Annotated in this window: 19 protein-coding genes and 2 pseudogenes; 17 read left to right on the forward strand and 4 right to left on the reverse strand. The window is 45.2% G+C overall.

From position 1 onward, the window contains the following. The first annotated feature begins 57 nt into the window (after positions 1–57). A complete protein-coding gene (locus tag GYO_RS23955; RefSeq protein ID WP_014112551.1) occupies positions 58–1,419 on the forward strand; it encodes a YcdB/YcdC domain-containing protein in 1,362 nt (453 codons plus the stop codon). Positions 1,420–1,425: 6 nt separating this feature from the next. Here the strand turns inward: GYO_RS23955 and cwlK are convergent, their stop codons facing one another. Next, positions 1,426–1,929, reverse strand: coding sequence for a peptidoglycan L-alanyl-D-glutamate endopeptidase CwlK (cwlK, locus tag GYO_RS23960; RefSeq protein WP_014112552.1), 504 nt, complete (start codon positions 1,927–1,929; stop codon positions 1,426–1,428). A 120-nt stretch (positions 1,930–2,049) separates the two neighbouring features. Here cwlK and rapJ point away from each other — a divergent pair, with 120 nt between their 5' ends. The 6 genes and pseudogenes from rapJ to GYO_RS23990 all read left to right on the forward strand — a co-directional run bounded on the left by rapJ (position 2,050) and on the right by GYO_RS23990 (position 8,481). Beyond that, positions 2,050–3,171 (forward strand): response regulator aspartate phosphatase RapJ, encoded by a 1,122-nt coding sequence (gene rapJ / locus GYO_RS23965; RefSeq protein ID WP_014112553.1) that lies wholly within the window; start codon positions 2,050–2,052, stop codon positions 3,169–3,171. 110 nt (positions 3,172–3,281) lie between these two features. Further along, positions 3,282–4,058, forward strand: coding sequence for an SDR family oxidoreductase (locus GYO_RS23970; protein ID WP_014112554.1), 777 nt, complete (start codon positions 3,282–3,284; stop codon positions 4,056–4,058). A gap of 24 nt (positions 4,059–4,082) precedes the next feature. Then, positions 4,083–5,774 carry a glycoside hydrolase family 13 protein gene (locus GYO_RS23975; RefSeq protein ID WP_014112555.1) on the forward strand — a complete coding sequence of 564 codons (1,692 nt, stop codon included), beginning with the start codon at positions 4,083–4,085 and terminating at the stop codon, positions 5,772–5,774. A gap of 180 nt (positions 5,775–5,954) precedes the next feature. Continuing rightward, a complete protein-coding gene (locus GYO_RS23980; RefSeq protein WP_014112556.1) occupies positions 5,955–6,932 on the forward strand; it encodes a metal ABC transporter substrate-binding protein in 978 nt (325 codons plus the stop codon). Positions 6,933–6,986: 54 nt separating this feature from the next. After that, positions 6,987–7,682 (forward strand): zinc ABC transporter ATP-binding protein ZnuC, encoded by a 696-nt coding sequence (gene znuC / locus GYO_RS23985; protein WP_014112557.1) that lies wholly within the window; start codon positions 6,987–6,989, stop codon positions 7,680–7,682. A gap of 20 nt (positions 7,683–7,702) precedes the next feature. Beyond that, positions 7,703–8,481: pseudogene (locus GYO_RS23990) on the forward strand (metal ABC transporter permease). 37 nt (positions 8,482–8,518) lie between these two features. Here the strand turns inward: GYO_RS23990 and GYO_RS23995 are convergent. Beyond that, positions 8,519–9,514 (reverse strand): LLM class flavin-dependent oxidoreductase, encoded by a 996-nt coding sequence (locus GYO_RS23995; protein ID WP_041520851.1) that lies wholly within the window; start codon positions 9,512–9,514, stop codon positions 8,519–8,521. Positions 9,515–9,797: 283 nt separating this feature from the next. Between GYO_RS23995 and GYO_RS24000 the strand changes: the two genes are divergently transcribed. From GYO_RS24000 to niaP, 7 genes are all read left to right on the forward strand, one after another. Beyond that, positions 9,798–10,397, forward strand: coding sequence for a TerD family protein (locus GYO_RS24000; protein WP_014112559.1), 600 nt, complete (start codon positions 9,798–9,800; stop codon positions 10,395–10,397). Between the two features lie 21 nt (positions 10,398–10,418). Further along, positions 10,419–11,000: a TerD family protein gene (locus tag GYO_RS24005; RefSeq protein ID WP_014112560.1), complete on the forward strand. Its 582-nt coding sequence runs from the start codon at positions 10,419–10,421 to the stop codon at positions 10,998–11,000. 34 nt (positions 11,001–11,034) lie between these two features. Next, positions 11,035–11,613, forward strand: coding sequence for a TerD family protein (locus tag GYO_RS24010; RefSeq protein ID WP_014112561.1), 579 nt, complete (start codon positions 11,035–11,037; stop codon positions 11,611–11,613). A 51-nt stretch (positions 11,614–11,664) separates the two neighbouring features. Further along, positions 11,665–12,438, forward strand: a complete 774-nt coding sequence (locus GYO_RS24015) for a TerC family protein (protein ID WP_014112562.1) — start codon at positions 11,665–11,667, stop codon at positions 12,436–12,438. Positions 12,439–12,521: 83 nt separating this feature from the next. Next, the gene (locus GYO_RS24020; RefSeq protein ID WP_014112563.1) at positions 12,522–14,135 is read left to right on the forward strand and encodes a YceG family protein; all 1,614 of its coding nucleotides are present in this window, start codon (positions 12,522–12,524) and stop codon (positions 14,133–14,135) included. 15 nt (positions 14,136–14,150) lie between these two features. Further along, positions 14,151–15,242 carry a toxic anion resistance protein gene (locus GYO_RS24025; RefSeq protein ID WP_014112564.1) on the forward strand — a complete coding sequence of 364 codons (1,092 nt, stop codon included), beginning with the start codon at positions 14,151–14,153 and terminating at the stop codon, positions 15,240–15,242. A gap of 111 nt (positions 15,243–15,353) precedes the next feature. Next, positions 15,354–16,556, forward strand: a complete 1,203-nt coding sequence (gene niaP / locus GYO_RS24030) for a niacin permease NiaP (RefSeq protein ID WP_014112565.1) — start codon at positions 15,354–15,356, stop codon at positions 16,554–16,556. Positions 16,557–16,586: 30 nt separating this feature from the next. On the opposite strand, the pseudogene GYO_RS43215 reads toward niaP, so the two are convergent. Further along, positions 16,587–16,796: pseudogene (locus GYO_RS43215) on the reverse strand (MFS transporter); the annotation flags it as partial. Positions 16,797–16,836: 40 nt separating this feature from the next. After that, positions 16,837–17,139: an ArsR/SmtB family transcription factor gene (locus GYO_RS24035; RefSeq protein ID WP_080010049.1), complete on the reverse strand. Its 303-nt coding sequence runs from the start codon at positions 17,137–17,139 to the stop codon at positions 16,837–16,839. A gap of 289 nt (positions 17,140–17,428) precedes the next feature. On the opposite strand from GYO_RS24035, the gene opuAA reads away from it, so the two are divergent. Genes opuAA through opuAC form a run of 3 tightly spaced genes read left to right on the forward strand, consistent with a single transcriptional unit; the run spans position 17,429 to position 20,416 of the window. Further along, positions 17,429–18,685, forward strand: a complete 1,257-nt coding sequence (gene opuAA / locus GYO_RS24040) for a glycine/proline betaine ABC transporter ATP-binding protein OpuAA (RefSeq protein WP_014112568.1) — start codon at positions 17,429–17,431, stop codon at positions 18,683–18,685. 1 nt (position 18,686) lies between these two features. Continuing rightward, on the forward strand, positions 18,687–19,535 hold the full coding sequence (gene opuAB, locus GYO_RS24045) for a glycine/proline betaine ABC transporter permease subunit OpuAB (RefSeq protein WP_014112569.1): 849 nt from the start codon (positions 18,687–18,689) through the stop codon (positions 19,533–19,535). Continuing rightward, complete coding sequence (gene opuAC, locus GYO_RS24050; RefSeq protein ID WP_014112570.1) at positions 19,535–20,416, forward strand: glycine/proline betaine ABC transporter substrate-binding protein OpuAC; 882 nt, start codon at positions 19,535–19,537, stop codon at positions 20,414–20,416. The genes opuAB and opuAC overlap by 1 nt, the downstream gene beginning before the upstream one ends. Positions 20,417–20,441: the final 25 nt, after the last annotated feature.

Consider the following 20,441-nt stretch of genomic DNA (forward strand, 5'->3'; position numbering starts at 1 on the left):
TTTTTATATAATAAACAGGATTCTCTTTGTCGTAGACTCTTTGAAAGGATGACTTCATTGGTTAATAAACAGCTGAAAAAGAAGGCGCAAGAGATCGGGAATGTACCTCCGCATTATGAGCTTGAGATAGAAGATTACGACCAAAAGCAAAAGAAGAAGGGGCAGGCATACTTCATCTGGAAGGACCCTGAAGATCCGGAAAAGCACATTACAGTTGAACTCCGACATGACGGTGCTTTGCTCACCTTTTCAACAACCGTCCGCTCCGAGACAGACAAAAAACTTCCAGATGCCGAGTTGAAGCTGATGGCTCTTCAGTTTGCTGCTGCCAATCATCCCGGCACATTTATGAAATTTCACTTTCAAGGTAAGGAAGAACGGGGACAGCATATCCGTTTTATCTATACCAAAATGGAACTGGGGCTTCCGCTTTCCAATTCAGGCTTTTTAATTGATATGACACGCAGCGGACAGATTGTCCATTTCTTATATTACGGAGAAGGGCATAAAGCCGAAGTTCCAAAGGAATTTGTAGCAAAAGAGAGGGTTGTGTCCCATTACTTAAATACAATGTCTTTGCAGCTGATGTACGATGTCATTGATGGCGAACAGGCACCCAGGCTTGTATATGAACCGATTTTGCCGGGATACAGCTACCCCGCGGATGTAGACGAAATCGTGCCTGACCAGCATATCGCAGATGAAAGAATAGAAAACGGGGCGCCCCTGCCGCCGCTTCAAAACACGAAAGAAATCAATATATATGCCATGCTGGGCCTCACCTCTGATATGCAGAAAGTCAGTGAAAAGGACTTTGGAGAAGAAATAGGAAGCACGTGGCGAAAAGGCACTGCGCCGGAGCGTAAAGATTTAAGCATTGGAAGTTATTTTGAAACGAGAAATAAAAACACAATCAAAATGAAGACGGATAAAAAAACCGGAAAATTAAAAGCAGCGCTTTCTTTTATGGACCAGCGGAACAACCGCCAATGCTCAACGGAAGAATGCCAAAGGATAGCGCTTCAATTTTTGTATGCCCTCTATCCGAGAGCAGCTGAGTTTTTCAGAGCGAATCCCGTCCGAATTGATGAAAGAGGGAGGGTCCGCAATCATTTTTCTGTCTGGTATAAAGGAGTGCCGCTGCGGTTCGGCGCTGCCCGCATCATTGTCAATCCGGAAACGGGAATGATTGACGCTTTTATGGCGCCGGATATTGATCCAGAACGATTGGAAACAATCAATCACAGGCCGGATGTTTCAGCTGAAGAAGCGAAAGAAACGTTTTTGGCCGCATTTGATGTGAAGCTGGAGTGGCAGCCTGATTTTACAGCAGGCAGCGATCAGCATTACAAACTTGTCTATAAGCCGGTTTATCCTTCCTATATTGATGCGCACATAAGGAAAAAGAAAAGGCTGTGAGGGTGTCTAGTCAGGAATCATCTCCAAGTGGGGGTAGTCCTTGAATCGTTTCCAGTCCCCGCCCCACTCAAAGCCGAGTTTCTTAGCGATCTCGACAACCTCCAGCCAATCTGATTTTCCGTTTTGATTGCCGTCATATTCCATATCCCATATGATGCTGCCATCCTTTTTTTGAAGGGCGAAATCAATAGCTAAACCATAGTTATGATACGATTCCCCTCCTCTTGCATAGGTGACAATATTCCCTTTTTTTGTACGTCCCTGTTTATATAATTCGTCTTGTTCCTTAAAGGACCGGAATCCTTCTGTAATGACGACGGTAATGCCTTTATTCGCTGCTGCGGCCTTGAGGGCATCGGCATTCTGCTTCACAACCGGATGAAGATCCGAAGGGACAGGCATATCCTGCAGGGCATTTTGAGAATGCCATTCGTGCCGTATATAACTAAAACACAGATCAAGAAGAAACAGAATACATAAGATAACAGATGTTTTTGCGGATAATTTCATATCGGTCTCACTTTCTCATGATGTGCTAAATGTTAACGCTTATACGATTGACTCTCTCTAAAAGCGAACAGCTATGATAAAATATAACATAAATAGTAGCAGGAGGAAGGAGGCAGACCGATGAGAGCAAAGATTCCATCTGAGGAAGTGGCAGTAAAACTAAACGAATGGTACAAGCTCATTCGCGCATTTGAAGCAGATCAAGCAGAAGCGTTAAAGCAGGAGATCGAATACGATTTAGAAGACATGGAAGAAAATCAGGACTTGCTTTTATATTTTTCTTTGATGGAATTCCGTCATCGTATCATGCTTGATAAGCTGATGCCGGTGAAAGACAGCGACACCAAGCCTCCGTTCTCAGATATGCTGAACGAAATTGAAAGCAATCAGCAAAAACTCACAGGCTTATTGGAATACTACTTTTATTATTTCAGAGGGATGTACGAATTTAAGCAGAAAAATTTCATATTAGCGATTGACCATTATAAACATGCCGAGGAAAAGCTCGAGTATGTCGAGGATGAGATCGAAAAAGCTGAGTTTCTTTTTAAGGTTGCAGAAGTGTATTATCACATCAAACAAACGTATTTTTCAATGAATTATGCGAGCCAGGCGCTTGATATCTATACGAAATATGAATTGTACGGGCGCCGCCGCGTGCAGTGTGAATTTATCATCGCCGGAAACTTGACCGATGTTTATCATCATGAAAAAGCGCTGACACACTTGTGCAGCGCCTTAGATCATGCCAGGCAGCTTGAAGAAGCGTACATGATCGCCGCTGCCCATTATAATGTCGGACACTGTAAGTACAGTCTGGGCGATTACAGTGAAGCGGAGGGCTATTTCAAAACAGCCGCCGCCATTTTTGAGGAGCACAATTTTCAGCAGGCCGTTCAAGCCGTTTTTTCACTGACCCATATCTACTGTAAAGAGGGAAAATACGACAAAGCGGCAGAGACGTATGGCCGCGGGGTAAAGAGCGCCGCTGAATGGGAAGATGACATGTATTTGACGAAATTCCGCCTCATTCATGAGCTGTATCTTGGAAGCGGCGACCGGAGTGTGCTTAAAGAATGCTTTGATCTGCTGGAATCCCGCCAGCTTCTTGCAGATGCTGAGGATCTGTTGCATGATACAGCGGAACGTTTCAATCAGCAGGAACGTTACGAGTCCGCCGCTTTCTTTTACCGCAGGCTGATGAATATTAAAAAGAAGCTTGCTGAGCAGCGTTTTCAATAGGTGGTGGCAGAGAACATAATCGGTTCTCTGCTTTTTTTTATGCTGTTTTCAACCCGAAAAAATAGGGTATTTTCCACTGCATAATGGAAAATCAGAGGAGGATATCGTTTATGTATAAAGATTTAACCGGAAAAACAGCGATTGTGACAGGTTCTTCAAAAGGAATCGGGAAAGCCATTGCGGAACGATTTGGACAGGAGAAAATGAATGTTGTTGTGAATTACCACAGCGATCCATCTGGAGCCGATGAAACTGTGGACATCATTAAGCGTAACGGAGGGAAAGCTGTCGCAGTTGAGGCGGATGTGTCCAAAGAAGCAGGGATTCAGGCGCTCTTGGACACCGCTTTAGAGCATTTTGGCACGCTCGATGTCATGGTGAACAACTCCGGCTTTAACGGCACGGAAGCCATGCCGCATGAGATGAGTCTAGAAGATTGGCAGAGAGTCATTGATGTCAACGTCACCGGAACCTTTATGGGAGCCAAAGCAGCGCTTAACCACATGATGAAAAACAACATCAAAGGCAATGTGCTGAATATCTCTAGCGTTCACCAGCAGATCCCGCGCCCCGTCAACGTCCAGTATTCCACGTCCAAAGGCGGCATCAAGATGATGACAGAAACGCTGGCGCTCAACTATGCGGATAAGGGAATCCGTGTCAACGCGATAGCGCCCGGCACCATTGCAACAGAATCAAATGTTGATACGAAAAAGGAAGAGAACAAACAAAAACAATTGAAGAAAATCCCGATGAAAGCTTTCGGAAAGCCGGAAGAAGTGGCAGCAGCAGCGGCTTGGCTCGTATCTGAGGAAGCGAGCTATGTGACCGGCACAACACTATTCATCGACGGCGGAATGACACTTTATCCATCTCAGCTTGAATAGAACACTAAACAGGGGGATTGCGGGATGAAAACAGACTGGTGGAAGGATGCGGTGGTGTATCAAATTTATCCGAGAAGCTTTCAGGACAGCAATGGAGATGGAATGGGAGACCTGCGGGGGATCATTTCCCGCCTTGATTACATAAAGGAGCTCGGGGCAGATGTGATTTGGATTTGCCCGATTTATCCTTCTCCGAATGTTGATTACGGCTATGATGTGACGGACCATAAGATGATTATGGATTCATACGGAACGATGGATGATTTTCACGAGCTGCTTGACGAGGTGCATCAGCGCGGATTAAAGCTGGTGATGGATTTTGTGTTAAATCACACCTCGGTCGAACATCCGTGGTTTAAAGAAGCGGAGCTGGACAAAAACAGCAAATACCGCAGCTATTACTTTTGGCGCCCCGGCACAAAGAACGGCCCTCCGACGGACTGGGTGTCTGACTACGGATGCCCGGTCTGGCAATACGAGGAGCACACGGGAGAATATTATCTCCACATGAATGCCGTCAAACAAGCTGATTTAAATTGGGAACATCCTGAGGTGCGCCAAGCAGTGTTTGACATGATGAGGTTTTGGCTCGATAAAGGGGTAGACGGCTTGCGCATTGATCAGCTCCATCTCATTTCTAAGAAAGAATATCTTCCTTCGTATGAGGACTATATCAATCAGCAGGCAGAGCCGAAGCCTTTCCAGCCAAATGGCGAACGAATTCATGACTATTTAAAAGAAATGACAGATGAAGTATTTTCCCGGTACGATGTGATGTCTGTCGGAGAGGTTGGCTCTGTTACACCGGAGGAAGGGCTAAAGTATACGGGAACCGATAAGCATGAGCTGAATATGATTTTTCACTTTCAGCATATGGAGCTTGACCAGCAGCCGGGAAAAGAACATTGGGATGTAAAGCCCCTTGAGCTTTCTGATTTAAAATCGGTTTTGACATCATGGCAAAAGCAGCTGGAACATCAAGGGTGGAATACATTGTATTGGTGTAACCACGACCAGCCCCGGATTGTGTCCAGGTTCGGAGACGATGGGGAATACCGCAAAGCATCTGCGAAAATGCTGGCCACCGTTCTTTATCTCATGAAGGGAACGCCATATATTTATCAGGGAGAAGAAATCGGGATGACAAACGCGCCGTTTACCCGGATTGAGGACTACAAAGATATCCAAACGATCAATATGTATCATAAACGGGTATTTGAAAAAGGCTATGATCCAGAAGACGTGATGAGATCGATCTTAGCCAAAAGCCGGGATCATGCCCGGACGCCGATGCAGTGGAGCAACGGCAAAAATGCCGGATTTACTGACGGCACGCCTTGGTTGAAGGTCAACCCGAACTTCACGGCCATCAATGTGGAAGAGGCACAGACAGACCCTGATTCGATCCTAACCTATTATAAAAAGCTGATCAGCCTGAGAAAGCAGTACGCTGATCTCATCAAAGGAAGCTATGAACTTTTGCTTCCGGATGATCCGCAGCTGTTTGTGTACGTGAGAGAAAATGGTAAACAACAGCTTTTGTCGGTGAATAACTTTTCAAAAGAGCAAGCTGTTTTCAGGTGGCCTAAGAACTGTGGCAAGGCTCAGGCATCCCTGCTTCTCAGCAATTATAAAAACAACGGTGACCTTGCTGATGAAATGGTGTTTCAGCCTTATGAGAGCAGGGTGTATCTTCTGGACAATTCAATCAAATGACTCAGCCCGGCATTTTCAGCCGGGTTTTTAAGTACATATATTCGCGCCATAGACGGGAAGAATAACATCAAAATGAAAATTACTCTTGCAAAACGTAATGACTTCGGTTTATTATGATATAGGATTACAAAATCGTTATCATTTTGATTTAAAGTTACTGAAAAAGAGGGGATATAAGATATGTTTAAAAAATGGAGCGGCTTGTTTGTGATTGCAGCATGCTTTTTATTGGTTGCAGCATGCGGCAACTCATCAACAAAAGGGTCGGCGGACTCAAAGAGTGATAAACTGCATGTTGTCACAACGTTCTACCCGATGTATGAATTTACAAAACAAATTGTAAAAGACAAAGGCGATGTGGATCTGTTAATCCCATCTTCCGTTGAACCGCATGATTGGGAACCGACGCCGAAAGACATTGCCAACATTCAGGATGCTGATTTGTTCGTTTATAATAGTGAATACATGGAGACGTGGGTTCCGTCAACTGAAAAAAGCATGGGCCAAGGGCATGCCGTTTTCGTCAATGCGAGCAAAGGCATTGATTTAATGAAAGGCTCTGAAGAAGAACATGAGGAGCACGGAGAGCACGAGGAGCATGAGCATGGGGAGCATGAGCACAGCCATGAAATGGACCCTCACGTATGGCTCAGCCCTGTTCTGGCGCAAAAGGAAGTTAAAAATATAACGGCCCAAATCGTAAAGCAGGACCCGGATAATAAAGAATACTACGAGAAAAATAGTGCAGAATATATTGCAAAACTGCAGGATCTTGATAAACTATATCGTACAACCGTAAAAAAAGCGGCGAAGAAAGAATTCATCACGCAGCATACAGCTTTTGGCTATTTGGCAAAAGAATACGGCCTGACTCAGGTTCCGATTGCAGGGATTTCTCCTAACCAAGAGCCAAGCGCAGCCGACTTGGCAAAGCTGAAAACATATGCCAAAGAACATAACGTAAAAGTGATTTACTTTGAAGAAATTGCATCCTCAAAGGTCGCAGAAACGCTTGCCAATGAAATCGGCGCGAAGACAGAAGTGCTCGATACACTGGAAGGCTTAAGCAAAGAAGAACAAGATAAAGGCTTAGGGTATATCGACATTATGAAACAAAACCTCGATGCCCTGAAAGATTCACTATTGGATAAATCATAAGATAGTGTGCGCCGGAGGGTGCACACTATTTCTTTGTGAGAAAGGAAGATTGACATGAATCTCGTCTCATTGAAAGATATCGTTTTCGGCTATTCCCACACGCCTGTGTTGGATAAAGTATCACTTGATATTGAAAGCGGTGAGTTTGTCGGCATCACAGGACCAAACGGGGCCTCTAAATCGACGCTCATGAAAGTAATGCTCGGCATGCTGAAACCGTGGGAAGGCACGGTGACGATCAGTAAAAGGAATACAGAAGGAAAACGCCTGACGATAGGGTACGTTCCGCAGCAAATTTCTTCATTTAATGCCGGCTTTCCGAGCACGGTGCTGGAGCTTGTTCAGTCAGGCCGCTACACAAAAGGGAAATGGTTTAAACGTTTAAATGAAGAAGATCATCTTGAAGTGGAAAAAGCGCTGAAAATGGTGGAAATGTGGGAGCTCCGCTACCGGAAAATCGGCGATTTATCAGGCGGACAGAAGCAGAAAATCTGTATCGCCAGAATGCTTGCCAGCAACCCGGATCTCTTAATGCTGGACGAACCGACAACAGCCGTTGACCACGACAGCAGAAAAGGATTTTACGAATTTATGCATCACCTCGTGAAAAATCACAACCGAACAGTTGTGATGGTCACTCATGAACAAAATGAAGTACAGCAATTTTTAGATAAAGTGATTCGATTAGAGAGAGGAGAAAAAGGCGGATGGAAATGTTTGACTTGGAATTCATGCGACGAGCTTTTCTAGCAGGCGGCATGATTGCCATCATGGCTCCGATACTAGGAGTGTATCTCGTTCTCAGAAGACAGGCCTTAATGGCTGACACACTTTCACATATTTCATTGTCAGGTGTTGCCATCGGCTTTTTCCTCAGCACCAATATTACCGCGGCGAGCATAGTCGTCGTGACCGTCGGCGCAATTGGGATTGAATACATGCGGCGGGCATATCGGACGTATTCAGAGGTGTCCATTGCCATCTTAATGGCGGCTGGTTTGTCCTTCGCGATGTTTTTAATCAGCTTTTCAAAAGGCACCGCCAATATGAGCATCGATCAATACCTTTTTGGATCGCTCGTGACAGTAAATCAGCAGCAGGTGTATATTATTGGCATCATTACATTGCTGATCCTGCTTTACTTTATCGTACTGAAAAGACCGCTCTACCTGCTGACGTTTGATGAAGCAACAGCAAAAACATCAGGAATCAATACAAACTTCCTGTCGATGTCCTTCAGTATCGTCACAGGCCTTGCGATCTCAGTTATTATCCCGATCATCGGAGTTCTTCTTGTATCAGCCCTGCTCGTATTGCCGGCAGCATTCGCTATCAGAATTGCAAAAGTTTTAACATGGTATTTATTACAGCCATACTCATTTCGTTATTCAGCGTATTTATGGGGCTGACATCGTCCTATCAGCTCGGAACGCCGCCAGGGCCGTCCATTACCCTGCTTTTGATCGTTCTGCTTTTGATCGGATTTGCAGTTCAGGGAGTTTGGACATTTATCAAAAAAGAAGCCCTGCGTAAAAAAGGGCGCCGGTAACATGAAAAGCAGTTTTCCATAGGGAAAACTGCTTTTTTTATAGAAACATCCCGGCAAGACGCTCATATGATTCCTTTTTCGCCTCAAAATCAAACACATTGCATAGAACCATGATTTCATTTGTTTCATAGCGGTCTGTCAGCTCTAAAAGCTGCTGTTTGACAGTGTTTGGAGAACCGATCACCATCCGCTTTCTGTTCTCTTCTATAAGTTTTTTATCGGACTCTGTGTAGGGATGCGCTTTTGCCTCCTCGATGCTCGGCACTCGGCTGTCCAAGCCTTTTCCGACACGAAGAAGCCATAAATCCTGGCTTAGGGCGAGCTCTTCTGCCTCTTCATCTGTTTTTGCGCAAATGACAAAAATCGTAAACAGTGCCGTCGCAGACGAGAAATGAGCTGATGGCCGAAAGCTTTCCCGGTAAACGCGAAATGCATTTTCTCCTCGCTCAGGATTAATGAAATGCCCAAATACATATCCAATGCCCTGATGCGCCGCGCGTCTTGCGCTGTTTTCACCGAGACCGAGCACCCATAGCTCCGGTACAGTGTCAATTAGGGGCGCCGCTTTGATTCCGGCATACGGATGCCCGGGAGGAAGCGAATCTGTGAGAAAATAAGAGACATCCTGCAGCTGTCTGTTAAATTCGGTTAAGCTCTTTTTTACCCCGTCTGTTAGCGCAAGACGGGTTTTTGTCGTGCCGCCGGGAGAACGCCCGACGCCGAGGTCAATCCGGTTCGGATACAGTGCTTCAAGCTGGCGAAAGGTTTCTGCTACCTTAAACGGGCTGTACTGGGGCAGCAGCACACCGCCTGACCCGACACGAATCGTGCTCGTGTGTGCTGCGATGTGAGCGATCATGATTTCAGGCGCTGTGCTTGCCAGTCCTTTCGTGCTGTGATGTTCGGCAAACCAATAACGCTTATATCCCCACTGTTCGCTTAATTGGGCAAGCTCAACCGAATGCTGAAGAGTTGCCACAGGGCTTTCTCCTTTAGAAACAGGTGCCTGGTCAAGTATGCTTAAATGAATCAAAAGGCCGCTTCCTTTCTGTCTGTTTTTAGAATGTGACACAAGAATAGGCAAAATGACTCGCTCACGTCAAATGGTTTGTTTAAGATGCGTACTTCATAGCATTTGCAAAACATATATCAAATATGGAAGTTTTTTTTCGAGGATTTTCGTCAATTATTCTTAACTTTTACGAAACTTTGATATAATAACAAACGTATATATTAATAATTTACGGCTTATTTTCCTTGTGAGCGTAAAAATAAATGTGACTATCTTCACATTTCGATGAGTAGGAGTGAATCGTGTGGCAATTTCTTTAGAAAAAGGTCAGCGAATTGATTTAACAAAAGGAAAAGCCGGTCTGTCAAAATTGATGGTCGGTCTCGGCTGGGACCCGGTGTCCTCAGGCGGAGGATTCTTCAGCAAACTGCTTGGCGGAGGCGGTCCGAATATAGACTGTGACGCTTCAGTGCTGATGCTGGAAAACGGAAAATTCACCGATAAGAAAAATATAATTTATTTCGGCAACCTGAAAAGCCGCTGCGGCAGTGTAAAGCACACAGGCGACAACCTGACAGGCGATGGTGCGGGCGATGACGAGCAAATTATGATAGATTTGGGAAAAGTGCCTGCAAACATCGATAAGCTTGTATTTGTTGTAAATATTTATGATTGTGTCAGAAGAAAACAAGATTTCGGCATGATTCAAAATGCGTTTATCCGTGTAGTCGATCAATCTAATCATGAAGAAATGCTCAAATACAATTTGAGAGACAATTATGCAGGCAGAACAAGCCTGATTACAGCAGAAATCTACCGCAGCGGCAGCGAGTGGAAGTTTGCGGCGATTGGTGAAGGCACAAACGATACGAGATTAGAAGATATTATCAGCCGGTACGTATAAAAGAAAAGGAGTGGATGAAACATGGCAATTTCATTGGCAAAAGGACAAAAGGTAGATTTAACAAAAACAAATCCGGGTCTTTCAAAGGTTGTTGTCGGTTTAGGCTGGGATACGAATAAGTATGACGGCGGGCACGACTTTGACCTTGACTCAAGTGTGTTTCTGTTAGACGCAGCAGGCAAATGCGCGTCTCCAAACGATTTTATTTTCTACAACCAGCTTGAAGGCGGCAACGGTTCAGTCGTTCATTCAGGCGATAACCTGACTGGTGCTGGCGAAGGCGACGATGAGAATGTCAAAGTGAATCTCAGCGCAGTGCCTGCCAATATTGATAAAATCTCATTTGTTATCACCATTCACGACGCTGAAGCACGCAGCCAAAACTTCGGACAAGTATCAAACGCGTTCGTGCGCATCGTAAATGAAGAAACAAATGAAGAGCTCATCCGTTACGACCTTGCCGAAGATTTCTCTATTGAAACGGCAATTATTGCAGGGGAGCTTTACAGACATAACGGCGAGTGGAAATTCTCAGCTATCGGCTCAGGCTACCAAGGCGGCCTTGCCCGCATCGCAACGGACTACGGTTTACAAGTCGGTTAAGACAAATACGAAGAGCAGAAAGGAGAGAGGCAGTATGGCCATTCAATTATCAAAAGGACAGCGCATTGATTTAACGAAAACAAATCCGGGACTCGCAAAAGCGGTGATCGGCTTAGGCTGGGATACAAACAAGTACTCCGGCGGACACGATTTTGACCTGGATGCTTCAGCCTTTTTAGTTGATGCGCATGATAACTGCGTGAATGATCTCGATTTCGTCTTCTATAATAACCTTGAACATCCGAGCGGCGGTGTCATCCATACGGGTGACAACCGCACGGGTGAGGGTGACGGAGATGATGAGCAGATTATCGTTGATTTCTCAAAGATCCCTGCTCACATTGAGAAAATCGGCATCACAGTGACCATTCACGACGCTGAAGCACGCAGCCAAAACTTTGGACAAGTTTCCAATGCGTTTGTGCGTGTTGTGGACGAAGAGACGCAGAATGAGCTTCTTCGCTTCGACTTGGGAGAAGATTTCTCCATTGAAACAGCTGTTGTCGTTTGTGAGCTTTACAGACACGGCGGCGAATGGAAATTCAATGCGATCGGCAGCGGTTTTTCCGGCGGGCTGGCTGCATTGTGCCGGAACTACGGTTTGCAAGTGTAAGCGAGTGACAAATAGAGAAGTCACCGTTTCAAATTAATAGGAGGAAAAAACTTGGACTTTTTACATCATATCATGTCTACGTATGCTTCATTTTTCGATTGGAAAATGTGGGGGGAAGTGCTTTCTGATCCTGTTTCATGGGGTCTGATCGGTTCCCTTGTTGTTCTGGAAGGCCTTTTATCGGCCGATAACGCGCTTGTTCTTGCGGTGATGGTCAAACACCTGCCGGAAAAACAGCGGAAAAAAGCGTTAACGTATGGTTTGTTTGGAGCTTATATTTTTAGGTTTATTTTCATCGGGCTCGGTATGCTCCTCATTAAGTTTTGGTGGATCAAGGTGCTTGGCGCGCTTTACTTGGCTTGGCTCGTCATTAAGCACTTCTGGATTGGCGAAAAAGAAGAGGACACAGACGGCATGAAGAAAAATTCTTGGATGGTCCGCACGTTCGGTATCTTCTGGGCGACTGTTATTTCAGTTGAATTAATGGATCTTGCCTTCTCTGTGGACAGCATCCTTGCCGCATTTGCGGTATCTGAAAAAGTATGGGTGCTTCTGATCGGCGGTATGCTTGGTATTCTAATGATGCGTACAGTGGCAAAAGTATTCCTTGTGCTGATTGATAAAATTCCTGAGCTGGAAAACACAGCATTCGTGTTAATCGGAATTATCGCTCTGAAAATGGCAGCGAGCGCTTTCCATTACGAAATGCCGCACTCTGTATTCTTCATTATCATTATTGCTGCATTTGCGGTAACATTCATCATTCACTATATCAACAAACAAAAGCAGGTGCGCGAACAAACAGCCGCTTCAAAAGAAGAATAAAACAAAACAAGGAGGGAGGTTCAATGTCCTTCCTTTTTTGTTACAGAAATATCGTGCAATGACAAACCGGAAAGGAGGATATGATGAGACAAGAAGAACTAACCATTCATAAAGCACTTCCGGCTGATGGGAATTGGAAAGACCTGCTGTTTCAGCCATTGCCCGAGCGGGACCACTATGAAACAGAACAAGGCATTTCTTTTTCTCGTCTTGCCGGGCAGATATTAGGCACGCCTATTGATGAAACGGACTACTATAACGAGCTGTATGAGCTGTCTATAAACGATCGCATTACCATTCTGAGTGAAACGCTTGATAAAACAATCAAGCCGGAGACTTTTCAAAAGCTCCAGCATATTCATTCCATCAATCAGAAAGAAAAAGGGCTGTCAGTCAGCCGCTTTGTTGCCTTTCTGGATGGGGAAAAACTGATTGCGAAGCACTCGAATCCCTTGATGCACCGCCATTTAAGAAAAGCGCTGATGACGCTTTTACATACCTTTGCAGATAATCATGAGCAGGGGCTGAATCATCCTGATTTTCGCAGAGTGCTGCTTGATGTCTCGAAGTTTTCGTTGAATCACCTGAATCCTTGGCTGGAAAAAACCGATATAGAGCGGGAGATGCCAAAGGTAGTTTGGTATGGAGACGCGACGAAAAGCCAGCTCTATTTCTTATATTATCTCATGTTAGTCGGCTGCGATGTTCTGCTGTTCCATCCGGCGGGAAACGATCAGCTGGCGCTTGTCGATCCGAAGCAGGAGCTCAGTTTTACGGAAAAGCTTCCGGATGTTTCGGAGCTTCAGCCGTTTCCGAAAGAAAAACCGGACCGGAAATCAACAGTCGCCTACCGCTCAACAAAGGAATTTGAACATGTGCTGAATCACGAGGAATCCATGCTGTACAAGCCATGGCAGTTCAGAGATCACACACCGGTGTCTGTTACGCTCAAAACAACCTATGATGAATTGTTTTTAATCACGAAAGAGCGCGCCTTTATTCGCCCGAATTTCAAAGCTGATAAACATTCCATCGAGATTCCCAATGTATTCGCCAAAATTATGGGCGTGTCAAAAGACAATAAAGAATATTGGAACAGGCTTCATACATTAGCAGATTATCAGGAAACAGAAATGGTAAGAAGCTTTCCGTTTACAGAAGAAATAAAATCGAACTATCAATTTCATTACAGCCACGCGCTTGACCACGAAGGGAACATTGATCCGGACAAGCTGATGGCAAGCAATGTGTGGCAGTACAAGCAGCTTCCGGCGGGCGTTCAGACTGCCATTGCCAAAACGATTTCGAGAATGTGCAGGCACCCGCGGCTTAAGGCTTTGCATCAGGAACAAGTCAAGGATGTTCAAATCTACTTGTTTAAACAAACAACAAATCTGCCTGCTAATCTGCTGAAATTGATTCAAATGTTCGACTATGCGCAAACGGTTCCGAAACTCGTTTTATATCATACAGAAATGAGCGGCGGACTCACGCGTTCGGATGCTGCTTCCCTGCTGTTCCTGAATGAAATCGGAATCGACATCATCATTTATAACCCTCCCGGCCATCAAGATATTGAGCAGTTTATTGAAGAGGATCAGTATGATATCCACTGGCTGGACGACATGGTGTTTCAGCAGGACTATAAGGAGCCTTCGATTGTCAGAAGGCTGTTCAGAACGATTACCCAAAAGTAAGGAGAGAAGAAAAGCATGACAACAGAAAATCAAAACCCGCTTGTTCTCGATAAAAACGAAGAAATATCCCAGCAAAAAGCTGACGATATCCGTCTCCAGCTCCGTCAGGAACCAGAGGTAAAGCGGCTTGCGCAACAAATTGACGTCAAAAACCAAATGGAGCTGCTTGAGTACGGCAAGGAGCCGGCCGTTGAAATTTCCAAGTTCTCTGACCGCATCTTGGGGATGATGAAAACAACAAGCGTGACAGACTCCGGCACAATGCTGACTCAGCTTGGGAAAATCATGGACCGCTTCGATAAAAATGATTTTGATGAGCCAAAGGGATTGATGGCGAAAATTTTCAAACGCGGCGGCAGCATGATTGAAAAAATCTTTAAAAAGTATCAGACGCTTGGCGGAGAGATTGAAAAAATCAATGTTGAGATTTCGAAATACAAAGATGAGATGACGAAGACGAACTACACGCTCGATGAAATGTATGAAAACAACATCAAATATTATATGGAGCTTGAAAAATACGTCGTTGCCGGACAAATGAAGCTGGAAGAGATGCAGTCGATCCTTCCTTCATATGAAGAAAAAGCGGCAAGCGGAAATCAGCTGGCGCAAATGCAGCTCGATACACTGCGCAACGGCATTCAGGCGCTTGAGGAACGGGTGTATGATCTGGATATGGCGCGGATGGTGGCTCTTCAAACGGCACCTCAAATCCGTCTCTTGCAGCGCGGAAATGCAAAGCTGATCGGGAAAATCAACTCCGCGTTCATCATCACCATTCCGATTTTCAAAAACGGCATTATTCAGGCCGTTACCGTGAAACGCCAAAAGCTTGTGGCTGATTCCATGAGCGAGCTTGACCGCCGGACAAATGAGATGCTGAGACGAAATGCTGAAAATATCTCGAGCCAAAGTGTTGAAATTGCCAGAATGGCCGGCAGACCAAGCATAGATATTGAAACGATCGAATCGTCTTGGAATACGATCGTAAGCGGCATGCAGGAAACAAAACAAATCGAAGAAGAAAACAAACGCCTCCGTGAAGACGGCGCAAGACGAATTGCCCAGCTGCAGGAAAATATTAAAAAAGCAGCATTGCAGCAATAAAAAACCCCCGCTTAGCGGGGGTTTTTCTTTTACATCATTTAGTTAATGACAATGTGTAAAGACAGGTGTAAACTTAAACGGTAATCATTTTGCATATCAGAGGTGTTGGCAATGGGAAAACAACAGCCTATATCCCAGCGAAAACTGCTGGGTGTCGCCGGTTTGGGGTGGCTGTTTGATGCAATGGATGTCGGAATATTATCGTTTATTATCGCCGCGCTCCATGTGGAGTGGAATCTGTCGCCCGAAGAAATGAAATGGATCGGAAGCGTCAATTCCATCGGCATGGCTGTGGGTGCGTTTTTGTTTGGTCTGCTGGCTGATCGAATCGGCCGCAAAAAAGTGTTTATCATTACCCTTTTGTGCTTTTCGATCGGAAGCGGCATTTCCGCTTTTGTGACGAGCTTATCGGCATTCCTCATTCTGCGTTTCGTCATCGGGATGGGACTTGGCGGCGAGCTTCCAGTCGCTTCAACACTTGTTTCGGAAGCGGTTGTGCCTGAAAAGCGGGGCAGAGTGATTGTGCTTTTAGAAAGCTTTTGGGCTGTAGGCTGGCTCGTAGCGGCACTGATTTCTTACTTTGTGATACCGAACTTCGGCTGGCAGGCTGCCCTGCTGTTAACTGCGCTGACTGCTTTTTACGCTTTGTACTTGCGGACGAGTCTGCCTGATTCGCCGAAATATGAGTCGCTTTCTGCCAAAAAGAAATCGGTGTGGGAGAATGTAAAAAGCGTCTGGGCAAGACAGTATATACGGCCGACAGTCATGCTATCGATCGTTTGGTTCTGCGTGGTGTTTTCTTATTATGGCATGTTCCTATGGCTGCCGAGTGTCATGCTGCTGAAAGGCTTCAGTATGATTCAAAGCTTTGAGTATGTCCTGCTGATGACACTTGCTCAGCTTCCGGGCTATTTTTCTGCTGCGTGGCTGATCGAAAAAGCCGGCCGAAAGTGGATACTCGTCATTTACCTGATAGGTACAGCAGGAAGCGCCTATTTCTTCGGAACGGCGGATTCCTTAGGCCTTCTGCTTACGGCTGGAATGCTGTTATCGTTTTTCAATCTTGGCGCGTGGGGTGTTCTGTATGCCTATACACCGGAGCAATACCCGACAGCGATTCGCGCAACAGGTTCAGGAACGACAGCAGCGTTTGGAAGAATCGGCGGCATCTTCGGGCCGCTGCTCGTCGGAACGCTCGCAGCCCGTCATATTTCGTTTTCGGTCATCTTCTCGATCTTTTGCATTGCAATCTTACTCGCGGTTGTTTGTATATTGATTATGGGAAAAGAAACGAAACAAACTGAACTTGAATAGGAAAAGCACCTCTTGAATGAGGTGCTTCTTTTACATTTGTGCTCGGGCTGTAGATCGGCGTTTCCCGGTTTTACTGATTGTCTGGTAGAGCGCCATGGACAGTATGAACAGAATGGCAGTAAATCCTGTGACGGCTCCGAAATGCTGTGAGTTTTGATATAAAAAGCCTGCAACACATGTGCCGACAGTGGTTCCTGCATACATAGCGGCATTGGAAAGGGAAGTGATGGTTCCTCGCGCGATATGAAACAGATATGTATAGAGAAAACAAAACCCTTTGTTAGAGGGTTTCCAAAAAGCCAGGCAGGTATGTTTGAAATGTGTCTTCACACAGGCTGACATATTTTGTCCGTGAATCTTTCCGGGTTGCCGTCAACCCCGCTTCACGCAGCGTTTTAAAATGATAAGATGCTGTGGTTTTGACAATATTGCACTTTTCACCTACTTCACCGCAGCTGAGTTCTTTTCCGCTGTAATAAAGCGTACGAATAATAGCAAGCCTCGATTCATCAGACAGTGCTTTAAAAATTTGGGCTCTGATTTGATCATCCAATTGTTTCATAGTCATGAAACTATAATACATAATAGGAGTTGGTATAGCAACTTATTTTTCCAGTAAAGGAGCAGCAAGTCATAAGAGAAAGAAGGATTTCAGTATTAGTAAAAGCGTTTTCATCTAAAGGAGGGATAAATATTACCCGTAAAATACAACCATAAAGGAGGATTACAGAGCATTTAGAAGCATAAATAAGGTCATGTGTTCACATGGATGTTTATAAAGAAATGGTATAGAATAAAAGAGTATATGCTGTTTGTGTGGAATGTTACATAAGTGTTACGGTAATAAGGATTGTTTAATATGGAGGGAAAATATGAGTGTAGATGAGAAACCAATTAAGATAAAAGTCGAAAAAGTATCTAAAATTTTTGGGAAACAAACAAAGAAAGCAGTTCAAATGCTTGCCAACGGAAAGACAAAAAAAGAGATCCTGAAAGCGACCGGATCAACCGTTGGGGTAAATCAAGCAGATTTTGATGTATATGATGGTGAGATATTTGTCATCATGGGTCTATCAGGGAGCGGTAAATCAACTTTAGTACGGCTGTTAAACCGGCTTATTGAACCGACTGCCGGAAATATTTACATTGATGGTGACATGATAACAAATATGTCTAAAGACCAGCTCCGGGAAGTCCGCCGGAAGAAAATCAGCATGGTCTTCCAAAAGTTCGCTCTGTTCCCGCACAGAACGATACTTGAAAACACAGAATACGGGCTGGAGCTTCAAGGTGTAGACAAACAAGAGCGTCAGCAAAAAGCGCTTGAGTCCCTTAAGCTTGTCGGCCTTGAAGGATTTGAACAGCAATATCCTGACCAGCTTTCCGGCGGGATGCAGCAGCGTGTCGGCCTTGCCCGCGCGTTGACGAATAACCCGGACATCCTTCTCATGGACGAAGCGTTCAGTGCGCTCGATCCTTTGATTCGGAAAGATATGCAGGATGAGCTTCTTGATCTTCACGAAAATGTCGGAAAAACGATTATCTTCATTACGCATGACCTTGACGAAGCATTGCGCATCGGTGACAGAATCGCCTTGATGAAGGATGGTAACATCGTTCAGATCGGCACACCGGAGGAAATCCTTATGAGTCCATCTAACGAATATGTTGAGAAATTCGTTGAGGATGTTGATTTATCTAAAGTCCTCACAGCAGGACACATTATGAAACGCGCTGAAACAGTGCGGATTGATAAAGGGCCTCGTGTGGCATTAACATTGATGAAAAACCTAGGGATTTCGTCTATTTACGCAGTCGATAAGCAAAAGCAATTGTTAGGTGTCATCCACGCGGCTGATGCGAAAAAAGCGGCTGAGTCTGATTTGTCACTTCAAGATATCTTAAATACAGAATTCACGACTGTACCAGAGAATACGTATCTGACAGAGATTTTTGACGTTGTTTCTGATGCGAATATTCCAATTGCGGTTGTAGATGAGAAGCAGAGAATGAAAGGGATTGTCGTAAAAGGCGCGCTGATTGGCGCACTTGCCGGCAATAACGATTACATTAATGTTGAAGTCACTGATGAACAAACACAAGATCCTTCTGTACAGGAGGTGAAGTAAGATGGATAGACTGCCTAGAATACCTTTAGCAGATATCATTGACCGTTTTGTTGACTGGATTACAATAACGTTTGGCGGATTCTTCGACGGAATCGCAAACGGATTGGCCGCTTTTGTAAATGGAATTGTCAGCGGACTTGGATTTATCCCATCTATTTTGTTAACGATTATTTTTGCCGCACTTGCGTGGTGGATCAGTACGAGGGGAATTGCGTTATTTACATTGGTTGGATTCCTCCTGATCGATTATTTAGGATATTGGGACCCAATGCTGCAAACATTGGCGCTTGTTTTGACATCTGTGATTATTTCGATTGTGGTCGGGGTTCCGATCGGAATTTGGGCGTCCCAGAAAGAAACGGTTCGCCGTATTGTAACGCCTATTCTTGATTTAATGCAGACAATGCCTGCTTTCGTATATCTATTGCCGGCGATTTTCTTCTTCAACATCGGTGTTGTGCCGGGTGTTGTTGCATCTGTTATCTTCGCGATGCCGCCGACAATCCGCATGACTGTTCTCGGTATTAAACAAGTGCCGGCGGATCTGATTGAAGCGACTGAAGCGTTCGGTTCTACAACAGCTCAGCGTTTGTTTAAAGTTCAGCTTCCGCTTGCGACAAAAACCATTCTGGCCGGAATCAACCAAAGCATCATGCTTGCGTTATCAATGGTTGTTATCGCCGCAATGGTCGGTGCACCGGGACTTGGTTCTGAAGTATACAGCGCCGTTACACAGCTGAAAACCGGGGTCGGCGTAGAGGCTGGTATCGCCATCGTTATCGTTGCCATTACGCTGGACCGTATTACTCAAAATATTAAAGTGAAGAAGAAAAGCAGGGGGAATGCCTGATGCTTAAAAAAATCATCGGTATCGGTGTTTCCGCCATGCTGGCGCTCTCACTTGCGGCTTGCGGTTCAGAAAGCGATGAAAATGCAACCGCGGCTGAACAGGTGAATAAGACCATCATCGGGATTGACCCCGGTTCAGGGATTATGGCCCTGACCGACAAAGCGATGAAGGATTATGACTTGAATGACTGGACGTTGATTTCGGCGTCAAGCGCCGCGATGACTGCAACGCTTAAAAAGTCATACGACCGTAAGAAACCGATTATCATTACAGGATGGACACCGCACTGGATGTTCTCCAGATATAAGCTGAAATATCTTGATGATCCGAAACAATCTTATGGCAGCGCAGAGGAAATCCATACGATCACACGCAAAGGCTTCAGCAAAGAACAGCCGAATGCCGCTAAGCTTCTGAGCCAGTTTAAATGGACGCAAGACGACATGGGCGAAGTCATGATCAAGGTGGAAGAAGGCGAGAAACCTGCCAAAGCCGCTACTGAGTATGTGAAGAAACACAAAGATCAGATTGCGGAGTGGACGAAAGGCGTTCAAAAGGTGAAGGGAGACAAAATCAACCTTGCCTATGTGGCGTGGGACAGTGAGATTGCAAGTACAAACGTGGTTGGCAAAGTCTTAGAAGACTTGGGCTATGACGTGACGTATACTCAGGTAGAAGCTGGTCCGATGTGGACCGCGATTGCGACGGGAAGCGCGGATGCATCCCTTTCCGCATGGCTGCCGAATACCCATAAAGCATACGCCGCAAAATACAAAGGCAAATATGACGATATAGGCGCCAGTATGACTGGCGTGAAGATGGGTCTTGTTGTGCCTCAATATATGAAAAACGTCAACTCAATTGAAGATTTGAAGAAGTAATGAAGAAAGCAGCCTGTAGCCAGGC

The sequence above is a fragment of the Bacillus spizizenii TU-B-10 genome (genome assembly GCF_000227465.1).
Taxonomy (GTDB): Bacteria; Bacillota; Bacilli; order Bacillales; family Bacillaceae; genus Bacillus; species Bacillus spizizenii.